Below are 20,205 nucleotides of genomic sequence, written 5' to 3'. Positions count from 1 at the left end.
TCCAGGTGCCGGATCAGTATGACCCCGAGCCTCCGGACGGCTATCCGGCGGAGTACGAGGCCGATGTCGTCCTGCGGGACGGCGCGACCGCGCACCTGCGACCGATCACGCCGGACGATGCCGCGCTCCTGGTGGCGTTCTACGCGCGGGTATCCGAACAGTCGAAGTACTACCGCTTCTTCGCCCCGTACCCCGAACTGTCCGACCGTGATGTGGCGAGGTTCACGCAGGTCGACTACCACCAGCGGCTGGCGCTGATCGTCACGGTCGGTGACGAGATGATCGGCGTCGGGCGCTACGAGGGCACCGACCGGCGTACGGCGGAAGTCGCGTTCCTGATCGAGGACGCGCATCAGGGACGCGGGCTCGGGCAGCTGCTGCTCGAGCACCTGGCGCAGGCCGCCCGGGAGAACGGCATCCACCGGTTCGTCGCCGAGGTGCTGCCGGACAACCGGAAGATGATCACGGTCTTCACCGAGGCCGGGTACAAGGTCGCGCGGGAGTTCGAGGACGGCGTGATCATGGTCGAGTTCGACATCGCGCCGACGGACACGTCGTTCGGGGTGATGCAGGCCCGCGAGCAGCGCTCCGAGGCGCTGTCGATCGCCCGCCTGCTGACCCCGTCCTCAGTTGCCGTGATCGGCGCGAGCCGCCGTGAGGGCACGATCGGCAACGCGCTGCTGCGCAACCTCCGCGACGGCGGGTTCCCCGGCCGGCTGTACGCCGTGAACACCGACACGAAGGCCGTTCCCGGGACAGAGATCGAGGGCGTCCCGGCGTACCCGACGATCCGGGAGGTCGAGGGCACCGTCGACCTGGCGGTGGTCGCGGTCAAGGCGGACATGGTCGCGGACGTCGTCCTGGACTGCGCGGCGAAGGGTGTGCGCGGGCTGGTCGTGGTGTCCAGCGGGTTCGCGGAGATCGGTGACGAGGGGCGCAAGCGGCAGCGGTACCTGGTCGGTCTGGCGCGGTCGTACGGCATGCGGGTGATCGGGCCGAACGCGCTGGGGTTGATCAACACCGCCAGTGGGGTCTCGCTGAACGCCACGCTGTCGCCGCTGATGCCGAGCAAGGGCCGGGTCGCGTTCTTCTGCCAGTCGGGTGCGCTGGGCGTGCCGATCCTCGCCGACATGGTCGGGCGTGGTCTCGGGCTGTCGAGCTTCGTGTCGGCGGGCAACCGCGCGGATGTGTCGGGCAACGACCTGATGCAGTACTGGTACTCCGACGAGGCCACCGAGGTCGTGCTGCTGTACCTGGAGTCGCTCGGCAACCCGCGGAAGTTCAGCCGGGTGTCGCGGCGACTGGCGGGCCGCAAGCCGGTGATCGCGCTGAAGTCCGGACGTGCGACCCAGGGCGTCCCGGTCGGGCAGCTGGTGCGCCGCAGTCATTTGCCACCGGCAACGATTGAGTCGATGTTCCGGCAGAGCGGTCTGATCGGCGTGGACACGACCGGTGAGCTGTTCGACGTCGCCCAGCTGCTTGCGCACCAGCCGCTGCCGAAGGGCCGCCGGGTCGCGATCGTCTCGAACTCGGACGCGCTGACCCTGCTCGCGCTCGACACGATGGCGGGCTGCGGCCTGGACGTCGCGGGTGAACCGCGGAACCTGAGCGCCGACGCGACCGCGTCCGACTTCGGTCTCGCGCTGTCCGAGGTGTTCGCCGACGACAAGGTGCACTCGGTCGTGGTGATCTACACACCGCCCGTGCAGTCGAACGGCGGTGAGGTCGCGCAGGTCCTCGCCGCGGCCGCCGCCGGATCGGACAAACCCGTGGTGTCGACGTTCCTCGCGTCCCGGAGCGTGCCCGCCGAGCTGCAGGTGCCGGACGAGGACGGCGGCGCCGCCCGTGGCTCGATCCCGTCGTTCCTCAACCCGCAGTACGCCGTGGGCGCGCTCGCGAAGGCGACGCAGTACGCGGAGTGGCGGCGCCGGTCGGACAGCCGGATCCCGGACCTGCCGGAGATCGACACCGGCGGGGGAGAGGACTTCGTCGCGGAGTTCCTGCAACGGCACCCGTCCGGCGCGGACCTCGACGAGGCGGATCGGCAGCGGCTGCTGACCTTCTACGGGATTTCGGTGCTGCCGGCGTTCCCGGTGCTGTCCGCGGACGAGGCGGTTGGGCGGGCGGCGGATCTCGGGTTCGAGGTGATTCTCAAGGCGACCGCGGAGCAGTGGCGGATGCGGCCGGATCTGGCCGATATCTGGCGGCACATCCACGACGAGGACGACATGCGCGCGGCCTGGGCGGAGATGACCCATACGTTCGGGGTGGCGGCGGATCCGGCGCGGGCGCAGTTCGTCGTGCAGAAGATGGCGCCGCCCGGCGTACCGGTGGTGATCTCGACGATCGAGGACGTGTCGTTCGGGCCGGTGGTGACGTTCGGGCTGTCGGGTGTCGCGACGGATCTGCTCGGCGACCGCTCGTACCGGATGCCGCCGCTCACCACCCGCGACGCGGCCGAGATGGTCCGCGAGGTCAAGGCCGCGCCGCTGCTGTACGGCTACCGCGGCTCGGACCCGGTCGACATCCCCGCGATCGAGGACCTCCTGCACCGGGTCTCCCGCCTCACCCTCGACCTCGAGGAAGTAGTCCGCCTCGACCTCCGCTCAGTCCTGGTAGCCGCCCAAGGCGCGACGGTCCTGGACACCAGAATCCGCATAGCCCCCAACGAAAAACCCCGCCAGGACACCCCAGCCCGCCGACTTACCTAACGTAGATGCTGTTCTCGCGGGTGAGGAGTCTCGCGTCGACCAGACCTCGGCGCAGGGCGGCGTGGTCGGGGTGTACGCGGTTGAGGATCTCGTTGACCTCGGCCTCGGGATAGCTGCGACCCACCTCGAACGCCTGCACGACGTACTCGAGAACGATCTGATACTTCTCCGGAAATGTCGGGAAATGCGTCAGCCGCCCATCCCGGATGAACGACTTCAGCACGTTGTCGCGCGCCGGATCAGGATCCAGCGGCACCCACTCCGGCCGGCTCTCCCGTACGGCGTCCTTGAACGCGTCCACATCCGCCGTGAAACCATCCCGCCCGGCCGCGATCAGCCCGCCCTTGGTCAGCCGTTGCAGCGCCTTCACCACGACCGGCGCGGCCAGTCCGGTGCTGCCGGCAACCTCGCCGGGAGTAGACGCGCCGAGGACGACGGCGGAGTACGTCCGCAACCTCGACGGTTCGGCGAGCAGACCACAGAGCTGATCGGCGTTCATGCCTTTCACGCTAACGCTCACCGCAACCGGATTAGGATCGGCGGCATGCAGCCCGGACCGCACAACGCGATCACCGATGTCCCTGGAGTTCTCGTCGGGCAGGTCGAGCGCGTGGACCCGCCGTACCTGACCGGCACGACGGTGGTGTACCTCCCCGGGACCGCCGTCGCCGGCGTCGATGTCCGCGGCGGCGCGCCGGGCACCCGCGAGACCGACCTCCTCGCACCGGTGAACTCGAACGGCGGCGTGAACGCGATCGTCCTGACCGGCGGGAGCGCCTTCGGGCTCGACACGGCCGGCGGCGTGATGCGCTGGCTGGAGGAGCGCGGTGAGGGTGTCCGCGTCGGCCAGGGCGAGTACGACGTGGTGCCGATCGTCCCAGCCGCGGTGATCTTCGACCTGGCCCGCGGCGGTGACTTCAAGGCGCGCCCGGAGCCGTCGTGGGGAACGGACGCGATCGCCGCCGCCACCGACGGACAAGTCGCCCTAGGCAACCACGGCGCCGGGGCCGGCGCCAGGGCGAGGTCGTTGAAGGGCGGCGTCGGCTCGGCGAGCGTCCGGCTCGACGACGGTACGACGGTCGGCGCGCTGGTGGTCGTGAACGCGGCCGGCTCCACGGTCGATGCCGACGGCAACCTGTACGGCGCCCGCCTCGGACTCGGCGCCGAGTTCGCGCACCTACGGACGCCGGTCGAACCGCCGCCGCCCGCGGCCCCCGGCCGCAACCTCATCCCTGGCCCGTCGATGAACACCGTGATCGCGGTCGTCGCCACCGACGTACCGCTGGACAAAGCGGCGACGCAGCGGATGGCGATGGTTGCCCACGACGGGCTGGCCCGGGCGATCGACCCGATCCACACGCTCGTCGACGGCGACAGCATCTTCGCGCTCTCGACCCGGACGACGGACGAGCCGCCGCTGAGCGTGACCGATCCGACCGCGCTCGGCCGGCTGGAGACCGTGTACGCCGCCGGCGCGCGGACGCTGGCGCGGGCGATCGTGCACGCGATGCTGAACGCCGAGTCGGTGCAGACCCCGTCCGGGACGATCCCGAGCTACCGCGACGCCTATCCGTCGGCGTTTCCGACTGCTTGACGTACGACTTGGGTCGTACGCCGGACCGGTCGAAAGGCGACGGCAAGACCGGTCCGAGGGCCGACGATCGCGGGCGGTGATCGCGAAAGGCTCGGGGCATGAACTTCCAGAGTCCCCAGTCGCAGGCGGTCCCGCAGGTTGTGTTGAGCGGGCATGGCCTGGTGAAGCATTACGGCAGCGTGGTCGGCCTGGCCGGAGTGGACGTCGCTGTCCGCTCGGGCGAAGCGCTCGCGGTCATGGGTCCGAGTGGCAATGGCAAGACGACCTTGCTGCACGTACTCGCCGGGATCCTGACGCCCGACCAGGGCGAGGTGTGGCTGGGCGGTGAACGTGTCGACCAGCTGAACGACGCCGCCCGCACGGTACTGCGCCGTCGCCGGCTCGGCTTCGTGTTCCAGGACAACCAGCTGCTCGCCGAGCTGCCCGCGGACGAGAACGTCGCCCTGCCGCTGATGGTCGACGGCCTGAGCCGGCGCGATGCGATCGGACGGGCGCGCATGACGCTCGCGCAGGTCGGGCTCGCCGCTGAGGTCGGTCGCCGGCCGGGTGAACTGTCCGGCGGGCAGGCGCAGCGCGTCGCCATCGCGCGGGCACTGGTCGGCGAGCCGCAGGTGGTGTTCGCCGACGAGCCGACCGGCGCACTGGACGCCGCCACCGGCTCACAGGTCATCGACCTGCTCGTAGGCGCGGCGACGTACCGCGGAGCCGCCGTTGTCGTCGTCACGCACGACAACGCTGTCGCCGCCCGCTGCCACCGTGCGCTGCACATCGTCGACGGTCGAGTCAGCGACGCCATGGGAGCCGTGCGATGAATCCGATGACCGACCTCGGCCTGCGGTTCGTACGGCGTCCCGGGCCAGGCGGGCGTGCCGCGAACCTGGCAGCCTTCGGCGCGACCGCAGTGGTCGCGCTGCTCGTGACGTTCCTGATCGCCGGCTCGCTCGGCCTGTCGCAACGCTCAGAGCGGATCGGGTGGCGGAGTGCCGACAAGGCCGATCCGGCGACGGCGATCGGCGTACTGAACCTGGACGACGACCAGCGCGTCGATGACCACCGCCTCAGCGTCCTCGACCTCGCAGTCCTCCGCCCCAACGAACTCGCGCCACCTCCCGGCCTCGACCACACACCCAAGCCGGGCGAGGTCTTCGTCTCACCTGAGGTCGCCAAGCACTGGTCCAGCCTCAGCAAGCAGTACGGCGTCGATAAGCCGACCGGTGTGATCAGTGAGAAGGGCCTGTCGTCGCCGGAAGAGTTCATCATCATCCGGGGCGTGCAGACGATCCCAGGCGATCAGCACCCGCAGTACGTCAGCAGCTGGAATGAGAAGGTCTGGGACAGCCACATGCTCGGCCTGCTGATCGCAGTGGCCTTCGGCATCATCCTGGTGTTGTTCCCGATCCTGAGCCTCGTCGGACAGGCCGCTGGTGTCGCCGCCAAGCGTCGCGAGCACCGACTGGCCGCACTGCGTCTTGCTGGCGCCACACGGACCCAAGTGCTGTGGCTGAGCGCAGTAGAACAAGCCGTGCTCGCTGCGGCGGGTGCAGTCGTCGGTGTGGTCGGCTACACCGTTCTGAGTCCGCTGATCGCGCAGATCCCACTCGGCGGCGGCCGCTGGTACGTCGGTGACATCACCGTGCAGTGGTGGACAGTCCTGGTCGTACTGGTCGCCGTACCTGTCCTGTCGGTCATCAGTGCGCTCATCGGCCTCGGACGCGTCAGCATCACCCCGCTGGGCGTCGTACGCGGACAAACGCGCAAGGGCCTCAGTGTGCTGCGCATCGGACTCCTGGTGATCGGTCCGGTGATGCTGGCGTACTACGGGATGCGGGCGGCGCTGCTGCCGTTGCTGATCGCGATCGGCTTCGCGGCACTCGCCGTACGCGTGGTAGGGCCGTGGGCGGTGCAGTTGGTGGGCAAGGCGATGGTGAAGGCCGCCAACGGACCTGTGACGTTGCTGGCGGGTCGACGCCTGGTAGACGATCCGAAGGGCGCTTTCCGGCCTGTCGCCGCACTGGTGCTGTCCGGCTTCGTCACTGGGTTCATCTCGGTGTTCATGCCCTCTGGCGAAGACGACCCGAGCTTCAACGACATGCGGATCGGTGTCGCGTTGCTGCTCTCGCTGGTCTTCCTCACCGTGGCTGCCTCGACTGCAGCCGGCGCAGTGGGTACCGCTTTGGATCAAGCAGCTCCTGCGCGGGCGCTCCGGCGGTCCGGCGTACCGCTGTCGGTGATCGAACGAGCGGCCCGCGTGGCAGCCGTCGTACCGGTCGTCGGTGTCGGTCTGCCCGTCGTCGGGTTCGGCGCGCTGTGCGGGCTGGCGTTGAGCGGCGGCAAGATGATCACCGAGGGGAGTTCCGGCGTACTGCTGCTGCTCGGGCAGGTCGTCGGAGGGCTCGTCCTGGTCACCGTCGCGGGCGCCGCCGGTGCGCCGGTGCTGAGGAAGGCAAGTGCGAACTGATCGCGGCTGTCCACAGGTCTGGTCGAAGGGTGAAACGCGCTGGGTCGCGATCGTGCGAGGATGAGGGCATGCGTGACCTGAATACACCGGAGCTCGCGGACGCGTCGGCGGACCTGCGCGACGCGATCGATCGGTGCGGCTATTACCCCGACGTGGTGACCGACTCGCTCGAGGTGGCGATCGCCGGCGAACCGATCCGGGCCTATGTGCTGCAGCACGAGCCGACGTTCGACCGGGACGAGGTCCGGCGGCACATCACGATCCTGGCGCTCACCCCGACCCGGCTGATCGTCGGCCACACCGACGAGCACGCCGCCGACGAGCTGATCCGCGCGCCGTACGCGTCCACCTCGACCGAGGCGATCCCGCTGCACCGGGTGAACGCCGTCGTGGTCAACCGCGTCGTACCGAACCCGGCGGGCTACGCCACCGGCAAGGCCGACCCGGCGGTGGCGGGCAGCGGCGAGGTCGTGCTGACCATCGGGTGGGGCATGGTGAACCGGATCGACCTGGAGCCGGCCGTCTGCGCCGACCCGAACTGCGAGGCCGACCACGGGTACACCGGTTCGGTCGCGGCCGACGACATCTCACTGCGGATCAGCGCCGCGGCCGACGGCCCGGCCGGGATCCAGCAGGTGCTCGAGTTCGCGAAGGCACTCTCGTTCGCGACCAGCAGCAGGTAGTGCCGTGATCCAGCCGGTTTCGCCGCAGTACGGCGGCGGCGCGCTCGCCGACGTCCTGCCGTCCGTGGCCGGCGCGCTGTCGGTGCCGGGGGAGACCAACCTCCTCGGCCTGCCGCCCGCCTCCCGGTACGCCGTCCTCCTGCTGGACGGACTCGGCTGGAATCTCCTCCAGCGGTACGGCGACGCCGCGCCGTACCTGTCGTCGCTGATCCCGAAGAGCCGCAGTCTGACCGCCGGCGTGCCGTCGACGACCGCTGTCAGCCTCACGAGCCTCGGCACGGGCCTGCCGCCGGGTGCGCACGGCATCGTCGGCTATACGTCAATCGTCCCGGAGACCGGCGCCCTGCTCAACGCGCTGTCGTGGGACGCGCCGGTCGACCCACGCCGGTGGCAACCGCACGGGACCGTGTTCGACCGGGCAGCGGCAGCAGGTGTTGCCACGCGCAACGTGAGCAAGGCACGGTTCGACACGTCGGGCCTGACGGCGGCCGCGTTCCGCGGGAGCGCGCACCGTGGCGCCGACACCGTCGAAGACCGGCTGGACGCGACCCGTTTCGCGAGTCGCGAAGGGAAGTCGTCGCTGGTCTACGTGTACGACTCGCAGCTCGACTACATCGGCCACCAGCAGGGCTGCGACTCCTGGCAGTGGCAGAAGGAGCTGGGTGCGGCGGACACGTTCGCCCAACAGGTCCGCTCGGCGCTGCCGCGGGACGCCGTACTGCTCGTTGTCGCCGACCACGGCATGATCGACGTCGCGCCCGAGCACCGCGTGGACCTCGACGCCGATCCGGCCCTGACCGAGGGATTGACCCTCATCGGCGGGGAGTCGCGTTTCCGGCACCTGTACTGCGTTCCCGGTGCCGAGGCCGACGTACTCGCCGTCTACAAGGAACGACTGGGTGAGAAGGCGCTGGTGCTGAGCCGCTCCGAGGCGATCGCGCGTGGCTGGTTCGGTGCGGTCGTCGAGGATCGGGTGTCACCGCGCCTCGGGGACGTCATAGTCGCGGCGCTCGGACCGGTCGCGCTGGTAGCCAGTCGCCGCCACGCGCAGGAGGCCGGTCTGATCGGCCTGCACGGCTCACTGACCCCGGACGAGATGGAAATCCCACTCCTCGTCGACACCGGCTACTAGAAGCTCCAGACGTCCCAGAAGAAGCTGGTGCTGGCGGTCTTCGCTTCGCCGTCGCGGGCGGTGACAGTCACCTTGTACCGGCCGGCGCCGGGCGTCAGGACGCCGGTGATCCAGCCGCGCTCGGCGTCGATGGTGAGGCCCGGCGGAAGACCGGTCGCCGAGTAGCTGATGTCGCCGGTGCCGCCGGTGCCCTTCAGCAGCAGCGGGATCGCGGGGATGCCGCCGACGCCGAGCTGCTCGGACGGCTGGGTGACCGAGATCGCGCCCTGCGGCTGGGCAGCCGCGGCACCGACCGCCTCGGCCGCGTCGACGAGACCTTCGCCGTAGTACGAGTTGTTGCCCGCGGACCCGGAGCACTCGCCCGATGCCGCGGGCGGGCACGCGAGGTCGTTGGCCTGCTGGGCGAGCCGGGCGCGGACCTGCGCCGGGTTCAGCTTCGGGTCGACGCTGCGGAGCAGGGCCGCGACCCCGGCGACGTGCGGCGACGCCATCGACGTACCGTCGAGAACCTTGTAGCCGCCGCCCGGCACCGTCGAGTACACGGCCTGGCCCGGGGCGGCGATACTGATCTTGCCCTCACCGAAGTTCGAGAACGGCGACTTCGCGCTGGTCGGGTCGACCGCCGCGACGACGACGACGTTCGGCAGCTCGGTCGGGAGGCTGATGCAGTCGTTCGTGACGGTGCGGTCGGTCGGGGTCGAGTCGTCCGGGCTCGAGGGGTCCTCGGTCTTGTTGGCCAGGTCGTCGTTCTCGTTGCCGGCCGCGGCGATGTTCACCACGCCCTTGCTGTCCGAGTACGCGACGGACCGGCGGACCGCTTCGGCGATCGCGTCCTGGTCCTTGTCGGTCGGGCAGTTGTAGAGCCACGGGTCGACGTAGTAGCTGTTGTTCGTCACCGAGACGCCCTTGTCGGCGGCGAACATGAACGCGCAGACCGTGTTCTCCGGGAAGAACAGCTGGCTCCCGGCCTCGGCGACCCGGATCGACGACACCTTCACGCCCGGCGCGACGCCGACCATCCCGATGCCGTTCTTCGCGCCGGCGATCGTGCCCGCGACATGCGTGCCGTGCTCGCCGACCGGCCGCCACGCACCCGCACGGGTGTCGGCCTTGCCGTACGCGCAGGACGCCGAACGGGTCGCGTCGAAGTTCGCCTTCAGGTCCGGGTGCAGGTCGTCGACCCCGGTGTCGAGGACGCCGACGGTGATGCTCTTCGAGCCCGGGTTCTTCGCCCAGGCGCGGTCCGCGCCGATCTGGGTCATGTCCGCGCGGTCGGACTCCGGCTGCGCGGTCGGGGTCTCCGGGACCGCCGGCGGGACGGCCGGGTTCGCGACGTCCGCGGGGAGGTCGGAGGTCCGGGTCGCGCCGGCCTTCTGCACGCCCTCGACGGCGCGCAGCTTGTCCGCGAAGCCGGCAGCCGTCGAGTGCGCCACGATCACGCCGATCGCGTCGTACGTCGCGTACACGGTGCCGCCGTTCTGCGTGATCGCGCCGGTCACCTTGGCGGTCTGGTTCGGCGCGGTGATCACGAAGTACGCCCGCAGTCCCGCCTCGGACCGGGCCGGCGCCGCACCGGCCGGAAGCGTCGCGGCGGCGGCGACCAGGAAGGCCGCGAGGACGAGGAACAGAACTTTGCGCACAATCCATTCAAGCTGAACCAAGGCTCAGAACCCAACCCCGCCCCTCCGACACACCCCAGAGTGCCCCCGAGGTGCGGACCGGACCTTTGACTTGGCAGGATGTTCGCCCGTGGCGGAGCTCCTGTATTTCACCGGGACCATGGACTGCGGCAAGTCGACGCTGGCGCTGCAGATGGATCACAACCACAAGGCACGCGGGAGGCTCGGAAGGATCTTCACCAGCCACGACCGGGCGGGGGAGTCGGTACTGTCGTCGCGCCTCGGACTGTCCGCGGACGCGGTCGAGGTCCGCCCGGAGTTCGACTTCTGGGACTACGTCGTGAACGAGCTGACGCGCGGCGGCCGGATCGACTACGTGGTCTGCGACGAGGCGCAGTTCTACAGCCCGCTGCAGATCGAGCAGCTCGCGCGGCTGGTCGACGAGCTGCAGATCGACGTGTTCTGCTTCGGCATCCTGACCGATTTCCGGGCGACGCTGTTCCCGGGGTCGGCGCGGCTGGTGGAGCTCGCGGACCGGATGGAGCTGCTCCAGGTCGAGGCGCTGTGCTGGTGCGGTGAACGGGCCACGCACAACGCCCGTACGATCGGTGGGGAGATGGTGACCGAGGGCGAGCAACTGGTGGTGGGCGACATCGTGTCGGTGGACCACGAGGTTGCGTACGAGGTCCTCTGTCGCCGGCATCACCGGCGCCGCCTCACCCAGGCGCGCGCCCGCGCCACCTTGTCACCTGAAGTCCTGCCGTTCGGAGGAGCCGCGTCATGAGCCCGTTGATTTCCGTTGACGAACTGCGGGCGCTGGACCCCGCGCCGGTACTGGTCGACGTCACCTGGAACCTGGCAGGCCCACCCGGCAAGCAGGCGTACGACGCAGGCCACCTACCCGGCGCGTACTTCGTCGACCTGGACACCGAACTAGCATCCACCCCCGGCCCCGGCCGCCACCCCTTGCCCGCCGCAACCACCGTCACGGAGACCTTCCGCCGCCTAGGCATCACCTCCACCGACACCCCCGTCGTCGTCTACGACGCCGCAACCTCAATGTCCGCCGCCCGAGCCTGGTGGACCTTCCGCTACTTCGGCCTAACCAACGTCCAAGTCCTCAACGGCGGCCTAGCCGCCTGGCGAACCGCCGGGGGAGAACTGACAACGGAAGCGCCTACCGGGGAGCAGTCGACGGAGAGCTCTATCACCAACTCCGCCGGTGGCTACGGGACCACCAGCGAAGTTGCCGGCGGTCTTATTGCGACTCCTGGGCATATTCCTGTTCTGGATGCTGAAGGGGCTGCGGCAGTGGCGGCGAAGGGTGTGTTGCTGGATGCTCGGGCTCCGGAGCGGTTTGCGGGTGAGGTGGAGCCGATGGATCCGGTGGCCGGTCACATCCCGGGTGCCGTGAACGCCCCGACCACCGCGAACGTCGACGAAACCGGCCACTTCCTCCCACCCGCCGACCTCCAGGCCCGCTTCACCGCACTCGGCGTCACCCCTGACACCGAAACCGCGGTCTACTGCGGCTCCGGGGTAACCGCCGCCCACGAAGCCCTCGCCCTGGAATCCGCCGGCCTCCCCGCCACGGTCTACATCGGCAGCTGGTCCGAGTGGATCACCGACCCCACCCGCCCAGTAGCCACCGGCAAGGACTGACCCGCTCACCAATCCACAGGCCCGAGCCGATCCTCAAAGGTCCCGGTAGGCCCGTCGGGCCCCAGCGTGGCCATCCGGACGATGGCGTCAGTGCCTTCGGTAACAGTCAGCTGACCCTTGTGATTGTTCATGTCGGTAGCCGCGAACGTGTGCTTCGCGGTCTCACCAGGCGTGATCGCGTTGAACTTGATCCCCGGCAGCGCCTGCGCATACCTGACCGTGAGCATGTTCAGCGCCGCCTTCGACGAGCTGTACGCGAGCTCGTGCATCTTGGAAACCGGCTGCTCCGGGTCCAGCACCACGCTGAAGGCCCCGCCGCCGCTGGACACCATCACCACCCGAGGATTGCTCGCCGCCCGCAGGAGCGGCAGGAACGCATGTGTGACCCGCACCGGCCCGTACACGTTGGCGTCGTACACACCGTGCAGCTCATCAGCCGTAGCCTCACCCGGGTGAACGGCCCGCCCCGGCGCACCCGCGTTGTTGATCAGTACGTCGAGCCGCCCGGTGTGGCTGGACACGACCTGTAAAGCGCCGGCCACGGACTCGTCGGACGTAACGTCCAGCGGCACCAGGACCACGTCCACGCCGTCAGCCGCCAACTTCTCAACGGCGACCCGCCCGCGCCCTTCGTCACGCGAGCCGAGGAACACCTTCCAACCCATCACACCCAGCCGACGAGCCGCTTCATAGCCGAGCCCTTTGTTCGCGCCGGTGATCAGTACCGTGGTCTGCTCCGTCATCATGTTCCTCCAGTGGAAACGACTGTTCGACCACGAGATGCCGCAATGGTCTCGCCCGTGACAGCCGCCCCACGTGAGGTGAGTCACCGCTCAGGGAACCAGCACCACCCGCACCCCGGCCGGCACCGGCTTGGTCCACGCTCCCTCAACGTCGGCGAGTGCGATCGGGAGGGGGTTGATCGCCAGCTGGTCCGAGGTGATGAGCGCGGCCAGCGCGGGGAGATCCGCGAGGATGTCACTGGTGCGGACCGAACCTTGGCCGCTGCCGATGATGGTCAGGGCAGCGGCTCGGAGCAGGTACGACGGGAGTGTCAGCTCGCGGCCGGCCATCGAGCCGATCTGGATCCAGGTGAGGGGACGGGCCCTGTCGGTGCGGGCGTGGAGGAGAGCGGACATGGCCTGCTCCGTGGGCGCGCCCCACAGGTAGTCGAGAACCACGTCGACGTCGGCGGCCGACTTGCCCACTGCATCGAGGCTGACTGCCTCATCAGCGCCTAGCGCGGTCAGCAGCTCCAGCCGTTCAGGATCGCGGCCGGCGCCGATCACCGTCGACGCGCCCAGTTGCTTGGCGAGCTGTACGGCGAGCTGTCCGGCGTTCCCGGTCGCACCGAGGACGAGCACCGAACCGCCCGGCTGGAAGTTCGCGCGTCGGCGGAGCGCGATCCACGACGACATCGCCGGGTTCATCGCGGCCGCCACGGCGATCGGGTCGGTGTCCTCAGGCAGTACGACGGCCCGCCGCCGATCGACGACCGCCTGCTCCGCCATCGTGCCGACAGCGCCGTCGGCCGCAACGAAGTACAGCAGCTCGCCGTCCGCGGTTCGTCCGACCCCGTCGATCCCCGGCACCATCGGCAACGCGCCCTCGGACGTGTAGTGCGACCCGTCGGCCGCTGACCGCACCCGCGGATGCAGACCGGCGGCGATCACGCGCACCAGCACCTCGTCCGCGTCGGACACGATCGGTTCCGGATGATCGTCGTACGTCGGCGGCCGGTCGAAGGACCGCACCACGGCTGCCCGCATCACATACCCCCACGAAAGTAGTTTGTCTCACGTACTACTGCTCGAAGATAGTTTGTCTCACGTACTACGTCAACTAGACTCCGGAGCATGAACACCGTGGACGCCGTCGTGCAGTTGTCCTTCCGGGTGCAGCGGATCCTCGCCGCGGTCGGCGCCGAGCACGACCTGTCGATCATCCAGATCCGGCTGCTCGGCATCCTCCGCGACCGGCAGCCGGGGATGCTCGAACTCGGCAACCATCTCGGTCTCGACAAGTCCTCGATGACCGGACTGGTGTCGCGGGCGGAGAAGCGCGGGCTGGTCGAGCGGATGCCGTCGCCGCACGACGGTCGTGGTGTCCTGGTCGCGCTGACGCCCGCCGGCCGCCGGCTCGCCGAGGCGGGGGAGGCGCAGATCGCCCGGCGCGTGACGGAGTTGATGAAGGAGCTGAACGCGACCCAGCGCAAGCAGTTCACGCAGCTCGCGACCGTGCTCGTGCACGGATAACGAAAGGGTTGACTTCACCGGAGCGGCACGGGATGGTTGGCGAGAAATCGATTTCCAATCTCACCGCCCCTGGGAGTCAGATGATGAAGCGATCCACGTTCCTGCGTGCGGCCGTCGGCGCCGGCCTGCTGGCCGCCGTACCGGGCCGGGCCTTCGGGAGCAGCCAGGCTGTGCTGACCAACAAAGTGGCCGATCTGACCGGGCCGGGTCTGACCGACCGGTTCCGGATGGCGGCGACCGACCTGGGGATTCCGGCGCGGACGCCGGACGGGCGGTTGCTGTTCATGTTCGGCGACACCTTCGAGGAGGCGCGCGTCGGCGGCGGCTGGTGGCGGTCTCCGGTCGCGCTGTGGTCGACGACCACGGACCTGAACGGCGGCGTGCGGTGGTCCGGCGCGGTCGGGGGCGACGCGGCGCAGCAACTGTGGGACTACCCGCACGACAATCCGACGTTCTCGACCGTGCTGCCGTCGGACGTGATCACGATCGGCGGGTCGATGTACCTGCACGCGATGGTGAACAAGGGCCTCGGAAACGTCGTGTGGACAGAGATCTGGCGCTCGGACAACTCCGGTGCGAGCTGGTACCACACCGGCGCGAAGTTCGCCCCGAACATCGACGGCGGGATGTTCCAGCTGCTGACCTGGGGACTCGGCAACGACGGATACGTGTACGTCTACTCGACCGGGTTCCAGCGCAACAAGCCGATCATCCTGAAGCGCGTCCGCCAGGAGCAGATCGCGAACCCGGCGGCGTACGAACCCTGGGGCTATCGTGACGGGGTCTGGGCGTGGGGCAACCCCGCGACGCCGATCCTGAGCGGGAGCTTCGGCGAGATGAGCCTGCGGCCGCTCGGCGGCAAGTGGGTGCTGACGTGGTTCAACGCCGGCGACTACCGGATCGACGGCATGATCATGGACACGCCGACGTCCAACCTCTACACGGCGTACCGGCAGACGCTGATCTACGGCGGCGCCTGGGGTTCGGAGGACGACAACCACGTCGCGCAGTTGTACGGCGGGTACGTCATCCCTGGCTCCACCCTCGCGGACATGCATCTGTCCGTGAGCCAGTGGAACACCGACAACGGCTGGCCGTACCGCGTCATGCAGTTCCGCGTCCGCGGATTCGGTTAGAGGACGTCCGGGAAGCCGAAGGCCGGGACCACGGCGGGATCGTGGAACTTGATCACCCGGGAGACGCCGCCGGCCGTCGGCTCCAGAACCACTGCGCCGTCGGCTCGGAGTACGCCGTCCGTTGCCCGGTGGTAGACGACGGCGGCGGGCTGGCCGTTGGCGGTGGTCGGGATCATCCGCCAGTCGCCCGGCGCACCCAGAACATACGCCCGGAGTACGTGGAGGCACGTCGCCCGGCCCGACTGCCAGTCGCGGAACGGCGTCGCCTCCAGCGTGGCATCCGCGCGCAGCACTTCTTCCAGCAGACCGGCATCGGAGCGTTCGAAGGCCGCGATGTAGCCGTCGAGCAGAGCGCGTGCCCGCGGGTCGGTCGGCGCGAGTAACTCGGTGGGCTCCGGCCCGAGTTCCTCCAACCGCGCCCGAGCGCGCTGCAGACCGCTCTTGACCGCCGCAGTCGTGGTGCCGAGGATCTCTGCGGTCTCTGCCGCGGAGAAGGTGAGTACCTCGCGCAGGAGGAGGATCGCCCGTTGCCGGGCGGGTAAGTGCTGCAGGCTGACGATGAGGGCCAGTCGCACCGATTCGCGCGCGATCACCACCGCGGCTGGATCGTCGGCGGGCGGGGTGATCCAGGCATCCGGCAAGGGCTCCAGCCACGAGACTTCGCCGGGTGGAACGAGACGCGGTGCGCGGTCGGGTCCGTCGTACGGGCCCTGCAGCCCGGACGGCAGGACCCGGATCCGTCGCGGCTGCAGGGCTCGCAGGCAGACGTTGGTGGCGATCTTGTAGAGCCATGACCGGATCGACGCCCGCCCCTCGAACCCGGCGTACGAACGCCACGCGCGCAGATACGTCTCCTGGACCAGGTCCTCGGCGTCGGACGCCGAACCGGTCATGCGGTAGCAGTGCGCCAACAGCTCCCGGCGGAACGGCTCGGTCTCGGCGCTGAATCGGTCCCGGGTCTGCGGCTCCCGCGCTGTCACGCAGCGAGCCTAGCCCTGGACCACGAACGGCTGCTGGCCATCGGTGCGCGGCGGTACGAGGGCGAGCTTGCCGATGGTCGCCCTGGACTCGAGCTCCGCGAGTACCTTCGGACCGTCGGCGAGCTGGTACGCGGTGGGTCGGCCGGGTCGCACGACTCCGGCCGCGACGAGGCCGGAGAGTTCCCGCATGACCTCACCGAAGACCTGTGGCGCGGCTTGGATCAGCAGCCCGAGATTGAGGCCGATGAGGTGGACCTGATGCTTGTACACCAGCTCCCAGTTGGTGATCGCGGCATCGCCGCCGGCCAGGCCGTAGACGATGACCCTGCCGGTGACCCGCTTGGCCGCGCCAAGGCTGGCACCGAAGGTCGCGCCGCCCGCCGACTCCAGCACCACATCGGCACCGGCGCCACCGGTCAGCCGCAGAACCTCGCCCGCGATGTCGCCGCCCCGGGAGTCGAGAACGTGATCGGCGCCCAATGCCACCACCGTTTCCTGCTTGCCTGGTGACGCGGTCGCGATGACCGTCGCGCCGTAGTACTTGGCCAGCGTCACAGCGGCCTGACCCGTCGCGCCTGCCGCGGCGTGGACCAGCACTGTCTGCCCCGCGGTGACGCCGCCGAGCGGCTTGAGTGCGGCCAACGCGGTCGGCCAGTTCACCACCAGCCCGAGGGCCTGGTCGGCAGTCCACCCCGCAGGCACCGGCATCGCCGCCGCGGCGGGCACCACCATGTATTCCGCGAAAGCGCCGGTCCCGATGCCGGCAACCGTGGCTCCCCGCGCCGGGTCGGTCACCGCCGCGCCGATCGCGACCACCTCGCCGGCGGCTTCGAATCCGGCCAGATACGGCGGCTGCGGGCCGTCCCCGAAGGTCCCGTGGGACTTCGAGAGGTCGGCGAAGTTGACGCCGGCCGCGGCGACCCGGATCAGGATTTCGTCCTGGCCAGGGCTCGGCACCGGCGCGTCGGTGATCAGGCGCAGGTCCTGTGGGCCGGTCAGAGAAGTCTGCTGCAGCGCGCACATGGTCACGGGAATACTCATCGGCGAAGGCCTTTCGATCTCGGTGTACCTCACACCAGGTAGATCCCGGCCGCCGCCGAAAGGAATCGGCTACCGGAGGGCCACCACCATCGTGTCGGAAGTGCCGACGACGCCGACCTTCCGGAAACCCAGCGACTCGTAGAGGTTCCGGGCCGGATTGTCCGGGTCCACGCTGAGCGAGAGCTGTCCGTACGACGCTGCGCGCGCCTGCGTGACCAGTTCGGTCAGCACGCCCCGCGCGACCCCGCGCCGCCGATAGCCGGCCGCCACACCCAGGGTCAGCTCGGGTACGTCGTCCGCGATGTATCCGTACCCGGGCCGGTCCGCGGTGAGGCACCGCGCCCACGTTGCACCTGCCGGTTCGCCGTCGATCTCCGCTACTACCCCGAAATCACTCCCTCTCGGCCACCCGTCGAGGTACCGCCACGCGTGATCGTCACCCCGCGCCTTCGCCTCGTCGTACCAAGGCGTCCCGTCCCAGTTACACGCCTCGAGCAACATCTTGATCAGGAAGTGAAGATCGGCAGCGGTCGCTGGACGCAGATGCATGCACCCATCCTCGCCTCAAGCGACCCACCACCTCCACCCCGTTTCGGGAACGCCGGAGTACGTGCGGGTCGTTCGACGGTCATGGAGGTCGATGCGGAGGGTGTGCGGACGTATTACGACGAGCTCGGCACGGGGGAGCCGGTCTTGCTGCTGCACGGTGGGGGAGTGACCGCGGACAGCTGGCAGGGGCAGGTGCCGGCGTTGGCTGCGCAGTACCGGGTTCTGGTCCCGGAACGGCGTGGGCACGGCCGGACTCCGGATGTCGACGGGCCGGTGTCGATGGAGATCTTCGCCGCGGACACGGCCGCGTTCGTCGAGGCGCTCGAACTCGGGCCGGTGCACGTGGTCGGCTGGAGCGACGGTGGCAAGGTCGGGATGAGTCTGGCGCTGTCCCGGCCGGATCTCGTCCGCAAGCTCGTCCTCATCGGCACCGAACTGACCCACGCCGGCGGGACCACTGCCAACCAGGCCCTCCTCGACCCCGGCGGCCTGGACTTCCTTGCGGCGGCCTTCCGCCCGCAGTACGAGCCGCTCTCACCGGACGGCCCCGACCACTTCGACGTGGTCTTCGCCAAGTGGACCCAGATGTGGAAGACCCTCCCGGACGTCGACCTCGCCGCTCTCCGGACGCTGCCGATGCCGGTACTGCTCATGCAGGGCGACGACGACTGCGTCCGGATCGAGCACACGGCGGAGGTCGCTCGCGCGATCCCGGACGCGCAGGTGGCCGTCGTACCTGGTGCGTCGCACGGGTTGCCGCTGGAGAAGCCTGAGTTGGTGAGCCGGCTCCTGCTGGATTTCCTGGCGGAGCCGCAGCCGGCGAAGTTCATGCCGATGGGCGATCTGAACCCGTAAGCGAAACCGTTACCGCAGACATCTCGATCTAGGTCTTGAGTTAGTAACACGCTTGGTTTAACTTACTCGGGACCTGGCCGGTGTGTGGCTCAGAGCACATCGGCGGCATCCGGAAACCTGAGGAGTTCCGATGACGAGAGTGAGCAGGTGGGGCAGGCGCGGGACTGCCCTCGGCGTGGCCGGGCTGATGCTCGCGGCGGCGGGGTGTGCGAAAGCGGATCCGGCGGCGTCCGGCGGCGGTGGCGCCGGTGCCGGCATCGACGAGAAGGCGCCGGTCACGATCACGATCGGCGACCGCCCGACCCCTGACAAGCCGAACGACATCAAGGCGTTCGAGCAGAAGATCAAGGACTTCACGGCGAAGTACCCGAACATCACGGTGAAGTCGACCGAGACCAAGTGGGAGGCGCAGACCTTCCAGGCCCAGGTGGCCGGCGGCACGCTGCCGACGGTGATGAACATCAGCTTCACCGAGCCCGCCAACATGATCCCGAACAAGCAGCTCCCGGACATCACCGACGAGCTGAAGCTGGTCGACCTGACCAAGGACCTGAACCCGAACGTGCTGAAGATCGTCCAGGACGCGAACGGGCGGATCTACGGCGTACCGATCGACGTCTTCTCGGTCGGCATCGCCTACAACCGCGCGCTGTTCACGCAGGCCGGCCTGGACCCGGACAAGCCGCCGACGTCGTGGGACGAGGTCCGGCAGTACGCCAAGCAGATCGCGGACAAGACCGGTAAGGCCGGGTACGCGCAGCTGACCACGAACAACACCGGCGGCTGGATGCTGACCACGATGACGTACAGCATGGGCGGCACCGTCGAGAGCCCGGACGGGAAGAAGAGCACCTTCAACGACGCGCCGACCAAGAAGGCGCTGCAGCTGCTCAAGGACATGCGCTGGACCGACAACTCGATGGGCAGCCGGTTCCTCTACAACCAGGAGGAGGTCCGGCAGGACTTCGCGGCCGGCAAGATCGGCATGGTCCTGCAGGCGCCGGACGCGTACGACATGAGCGTGAAGAACTTCGGCATGAAGCCCGCCGACTTCGGGGAGGGCGCACTGCCGCAGGACGGCGGCCCGCACGGCACGCTGACCGGCGGCTCGCTGAAGATGATCAGCCCGAAGGCGACCAAGAACGAGGTCGTCGCCGCGCTGAAGTGGATCAAGTTCGACCAGTTCGACAAGTACACGACCGAGGCGCTCGCCGTGCAGGACGCGAAGACCACGATCGCGGACAAGGGCTTCGTCGGCCGGCCCGGCATCACCCCGCTGAGCCAGGAGACGTACGACCAGTACAACAAGTGGCGTGAGCCGTACGTGAACGTCCCGGTGAAGCAGTTCCAGGGCTACATCGACTCGACGACGACGCTGAAGCTGCTGCCCGAGCCGTCGAACAAGGGCCAGGAGGTCTACTCGCTGCTCGACCCGGTGGTGCAGCAGGTGCTGACGAAGAAGGATGCGGACATCGACAAGCTGCTGAGCGATACCGCCTCGAAGATCGACGCGCGTCTGGCCCGGTAGCC

General features: G+C 69.1%; 19 protein-coding genes. 12 read left to right on the top strand and 7 right to left on the bottom strand.

The features are described from left to right. The first annotated feature begins 5 nt into the window (after positions 1 to 5). Positions 6 to 2,711, top strand: coding sequence for a bifunctional acetate--CoA ligase family protein/GNAT family N-acetyltransferase (locus E0H92_RS33160; RefSeq protein ID WP_165550141.1), 2,706 nt, complete (start codon positions 6 to 8; stop codon positions 2,709 to 2,711). Here E0H92_RS33160 and E0H92_RS33155 read toward each other — a convergent pair. Beyond that, complete coding sequence (locus E0H92_RS33155; RefSeq protein ID WP_131461658.1) at positions 2,704 to 3,210, bottom strand: DUF2087 domain-containing protein; 507 nt, start codon at positions 3,208 to 3,210, stop codon at positions 2,704 to 2,706. The two genes, E0H92_RS33160 and E0H92_RS33155, sit on opposite strands and share 8 nt — an antisense overlap. 45 nt (positions 3,211 to 3,255) lie before the next feature. Here E0H92_RS33155 and E0H92_RS33150 point away from each other — a divergent pair, with 45 nt between their 5' ends. The 5 genes from E0H92_RS33150 (at position 3,256) to E0H92_RS33130 (ending at position 8,578) form a co-directional block, all read left to right on the top strand. Further along, positions 3,256 to 4,305, top strand: a complete 1,050-nt coding sequence (locus E0H92_RS33150) for a P1 family peptidase (RefSeq protein WP_131461657.1) — start codon at positions 3,256 to 3,258, stop codon at positions 4,303 to 4,305. Positions 4,306 to 4,403: 98 nt separating this feature from the next. Continuing rightward, a complete protein-coding gene (locus tag E0H92_RS33145) occupies positions 4,404 to 5,117 on the top strand; it encodes an ABC transporter ATP-binding protein (RefSeq protein WP_202873950.1) in 714 nt (237 codons plus the stop codon). Beyond that, positions 5,114 to 6,763, top strand: a complete 1,650-nt coding sequence (locus E0H92_RS33140) for an FtsX-like permease family protein (protein ID WP_131499029.1) — start codon at positions 5,114 to 5,116, stop codon at positions 6,761 to 6,763. Before E0H92_RS33145 ends, E0H92_RS33140 begins: the two co-directional genes overlap by 4 nt. A gap of 68 nt (positions 6,764 to 6,831) precedes the next feature. Next, positions 6,832 to 7,446 (top strand): DUF5998 family protein, encoded by a 615-nt coding sequence (locus tag E0H92_RS33135; protein ID WP_131294470.1) that lies wholly within the window; start codon positions 6,832 to 6,834, stop codon positions 7,444 to 7,446. Between the two features lie 4 nt (positions 7,447 to 7,450). Then, positions 7,451 to 8,578, top strand: a complete 1,128-nt coding sequence (locus E0H92_RS33130; RefSeq protein WP_131461655.1) for an alkaline phosphatase family protein — start codon at positions 7,451 to 7,453, stop codon at positions 8,576 to 8,578. Here E0H92_RS33130 and E0H92_RS33125 read toward each other — a convergent pair. Continuing rightward, positions 8,575 to 10,218, bottom strand: coding sequence for a S8 family peptidase (locus tag E0H92_RS33125; RefSeq protein ID WP_238152651.1), 1,644 nt, complete (start codon positions 10,216 to 10,218; stop codon positions 8,575 to 8,577). The two genes, E0H92_RS33130 and E0H92_RS33125, sit on opposite strands and share 4 nt — an antisense overlap. 109 nt (positions 10,219 to 10,327) lie before the next feature. Between E0H92_RS33125 and E0H92_RS33120 the strand changes: the two genes are divergently transcribed. Both E0H92_RS33120 and E0H92_RS33115 read left to right on the top strand, forming a co-directional pair. Beyond that, positions 10,328 to 10,981, top strand: a complete 654-nt coding sequence (locus tag E0H92_RS33120; protein WP_131461653.1) for a thymidine kinase — start codon at positions 10,328 to 10,330, stop codon at positions 10,979 to 10,981. After that, entirely contained in the window at positions 10,978 to 11,859 is an 882-nt protein-coding gene (locus E0H92_RS33115; protein ID WP_131461652.1) for a sulfurtransferase, read from the top strand. The genes E0H92_RS33120 and E0H92_RS33115 overlap by 4 nt, the downstream gene beginning before the upstream one ends. 5 nt (positions 11,860 to 11,864) lie before the next feature. Here the strand turns inward: E0H92_RS33115 and E0H92_RS33110 are convergent, their stop codons facing one another. Together E0H92_RS33110 and E0H92_RS33105 are read right to left on the bottom strand one after the other, a co-directional pair. After that, positions 11,865 to 12,602 carry an SDR family NAD(P)-dependent oxidoreductase gene (locus E0H92_RS33110; RefSeq protein ID WP_238173706.1) on the bottom strand — a complete coding sequence of 246 codons (738 nt, stop codon included), beginning with the start codon at positions 12,600 to 12,602 and terminating at the stop codon, positions 11,865 to 11,867. A 90-nt stretch (positions 12,603 to 12,692) separates the two neighbouring features. Next, the gene (locus tag E0H92_RS33105; RefSeq protein WP_131499027.1) at positions 12,693 to 13,628 is read right to left on the bottom strand and encodes a quinone oxidoreductase family protein; all 936 of its coding nucleotides are present in this window, start codon (positions 13,626 to 13,628) and stop codon (positions 12,693 to 12,695) included. 87 nt (positions 13,629 to 13,715) lie between these two features. Here E0H92_RS33105 and E0H92_RS33100 point away from each other — a divergent pair, with 87 nt between their 5' ends. Further along, the gene (locus tag E0H92_RS33100; RefSeq protein WP_131499026.1) at positions 13,716 to 14,114 is read left to right on the top strand and encodes a MarR family winged helix-turn-helix transcriptional regulator; all 399 of its coding nucleotides are present in this window, start codon (positions 13,716 to 13,718) and stop codon (positions 14,112 to 14,114) included. Between the two features lie 80 nt (positions 14,115 to 14,194). Next, positions 14,195 to 15,250 (top strand): DUF4185 domain-containing protein, encoded by a 1,056-nt coding sequence (locus E0H92_RS33095; protein WP_202873949.1) that lies wholly within the window; start codon positions 14,195 to 14,197, stop codon positions 15,248 to 15,250. Here the strand turns inward: E0H92_RS33095 and E0H92_RS33090 are convergent. The 3 genes from E0H92_RS33090 to E0H92_RS33080 form a co-directional block, all read right to left on the bottom strand. After that, positions 15,247 to 16,230, bottom strand: a complete 984-nt coding sequence (locus E0H92_RS33090) for a sigma-70 family RNA polymerase sigma factor (RefSeq protein WP_131499024.1) — start codon at positions 16,228 to 16,230, stop codon at positions 15,247 to 15,249. The genes E0H92_RS33095 and E0H92_RS33090 overlap by 4 nt on opposite strands. Before the next feature lie 9 nt (positions 16,231 to 16,239). Continuing rightward, positions 16,240 to 17,271, bottom strand: coding sequence for a zinc-binding dehydrogenase (locus E0H92_RS33085; protein ID WP_131461647.1), 1,032 nt, complete (start codon positions 17,269 to 17,271; stop codon positions 16,240 to 16,242). A 69-nt stretch (positions 17,272 to 17,340) separates the two neighbouring features. Then, positions 17,341 to 17,820: a GNAT family N-acetyltransferase gene (locus E0H92_RS33080; RefSeq protein WP_131461646.1), complete on the bottom strand. Its 480-nt coding sequence runs from the start codon at positions 17,818 to 17,820 to the stop codon at positions 17,341 to 17,343. A gap of 81 nt (positions 17,821 to 17,901) precedes the next feature. On the opposite strand from E0H92_RS33080, the gene E0H92_RS33075 reads away from it, so the two are divergent. Then, complete coding sequence (locus E0H92_RS33075; protein ID WP_131499023.1) at positions 17,902 to 18,675, top strand: alpha/beta fold hydrolase; 774 nt, start codon at positions 17,902 to 17,904, stop codon at positions 18,673 to 18,675. A 130-nt stretch (positions 18,676 to 18,805) separates the two neighbouring features. Further along, positions 18,806 to 20,203, top strand: coding sequence for an ABC transporter substrate-binding protein (locus E0H92_RS33070; RefSeq protein WP_238152649.1), 1,398 nt, complete (start codon positions 18,806 to 18,808; stop codon positions 20,201 to 20,203). Positions 20,204 to 20,205: the final 2 nt, after the last annotated feature.

It is taken from the genome of Kribbella speibonae, assembly GCF_004331375.1.
Classification (GTDB): Bacteria; Actinomycetota; Actinomycetes; order Propionibacteriales; family Kribbellaceae; genus Kribbella; species Kribbella sindirgiensis.
The sequence above is the reverse complement of the archived record's forward strand: the minus strand, read 5'-3'. Positions and strand labels throughout refer to the sequence as shown.

Coding starts and splice junctions, on each gene's coding strand:
- E0H92_RS33155 (WP_131461658.1), bottom strand. CDS start 3,210: ATGAACGCCGATCAGCTCTGTGGTCTGCTCGCCGAACCGTCGAGGTTG.
- E0H92_RS33150 (WP_131461657.1), top strand. CDS start 3,256: ATGCAGCCCGGACCGCACAACGCGATCACCGATGTCCCTGGAGTTCTC.
- E0H92_RS33145 (WP_202873950.1), top strand. CDS start 4,404: ATGAACTTCCAGAGTCCCCAGTCGCAGGCGGTCCCGCAGGTTGTGTTG.
- E0H92_RS33140 (WP_131499029.1), top strand. CDS start 5,114: ATGAATCCGATGACCGACCTCGGCCTGCGGTTCGTACGGCGTCCCGGG.
- E0H92_RS33135 (WP_131294470.1), top strand. CDS start 6,832: ATGCGTGACCTGAATACACCGGAGCTCGCGGACGCGTCGGCGGACCTG.
- E0H92_RS33115 (WP_131461652.1), top strand. CDS start 10,978: ATGAGCCCGTTGATTTCCGTTGACGAACTGCGGGCGCTGGACCCCGCG.
- E0H92_RS33110 (WP_238173706.1), bottom strand. CDS start 12,602: ATGACGGAGCAGACCACGGTACTGATCACCGGCGCGAACAAAGGGCTC.
- E0H92_RS33105 (WP_131499027.1), bottom strand. CDS start 13,628: ATGCGGGCAGCCGTGGTGCGGTCCTTCGACCGGCCGCCGACGTACGAC.
- E0H92_RS33100 (WP_131499026.1), top strand. CDS start 13,716: ATGAACACCGTGGACGCCGTCGTGCAGTTGTCCTTCCGGGTGCAGCGG.
- E0H92_RS33095 (WP_202873949.1), top strand. CDS start 14,195: ATGATGAAGCGATCCACGTTCCTGCGTGCGGCCGTCGGCGCCGGCCTG.
- E0H92_RS33085 (WP_131461647.1), bottom strand. CDS start 17,271: ATGAGTATTCCCGTGACCATGTGCGCGCTGCAGCAGACTTCTCTGACC.
- E0H92_RS33080 (WP_131461646.1), bottom strand. CDS start 17,820: ATGCATCTGCGTCCAGCGACCGCTGCCGATCTTCACTTCCTGATCAAG.
- E0H92_RS33075 (WP_131499023.1), top strand. CDS start 17,902: ATGGAGGTCGATGCGGAGGGTGTGCGGACGTATTACGACGAGCTCGGC.
- E0H92_RS33070 (WP_238152649.1), top strand. CDS start 18,806: ATGACGAGAGTGAGCAGGTGGGGCAGGCGCGGGACTGCCCTCGGCGTG.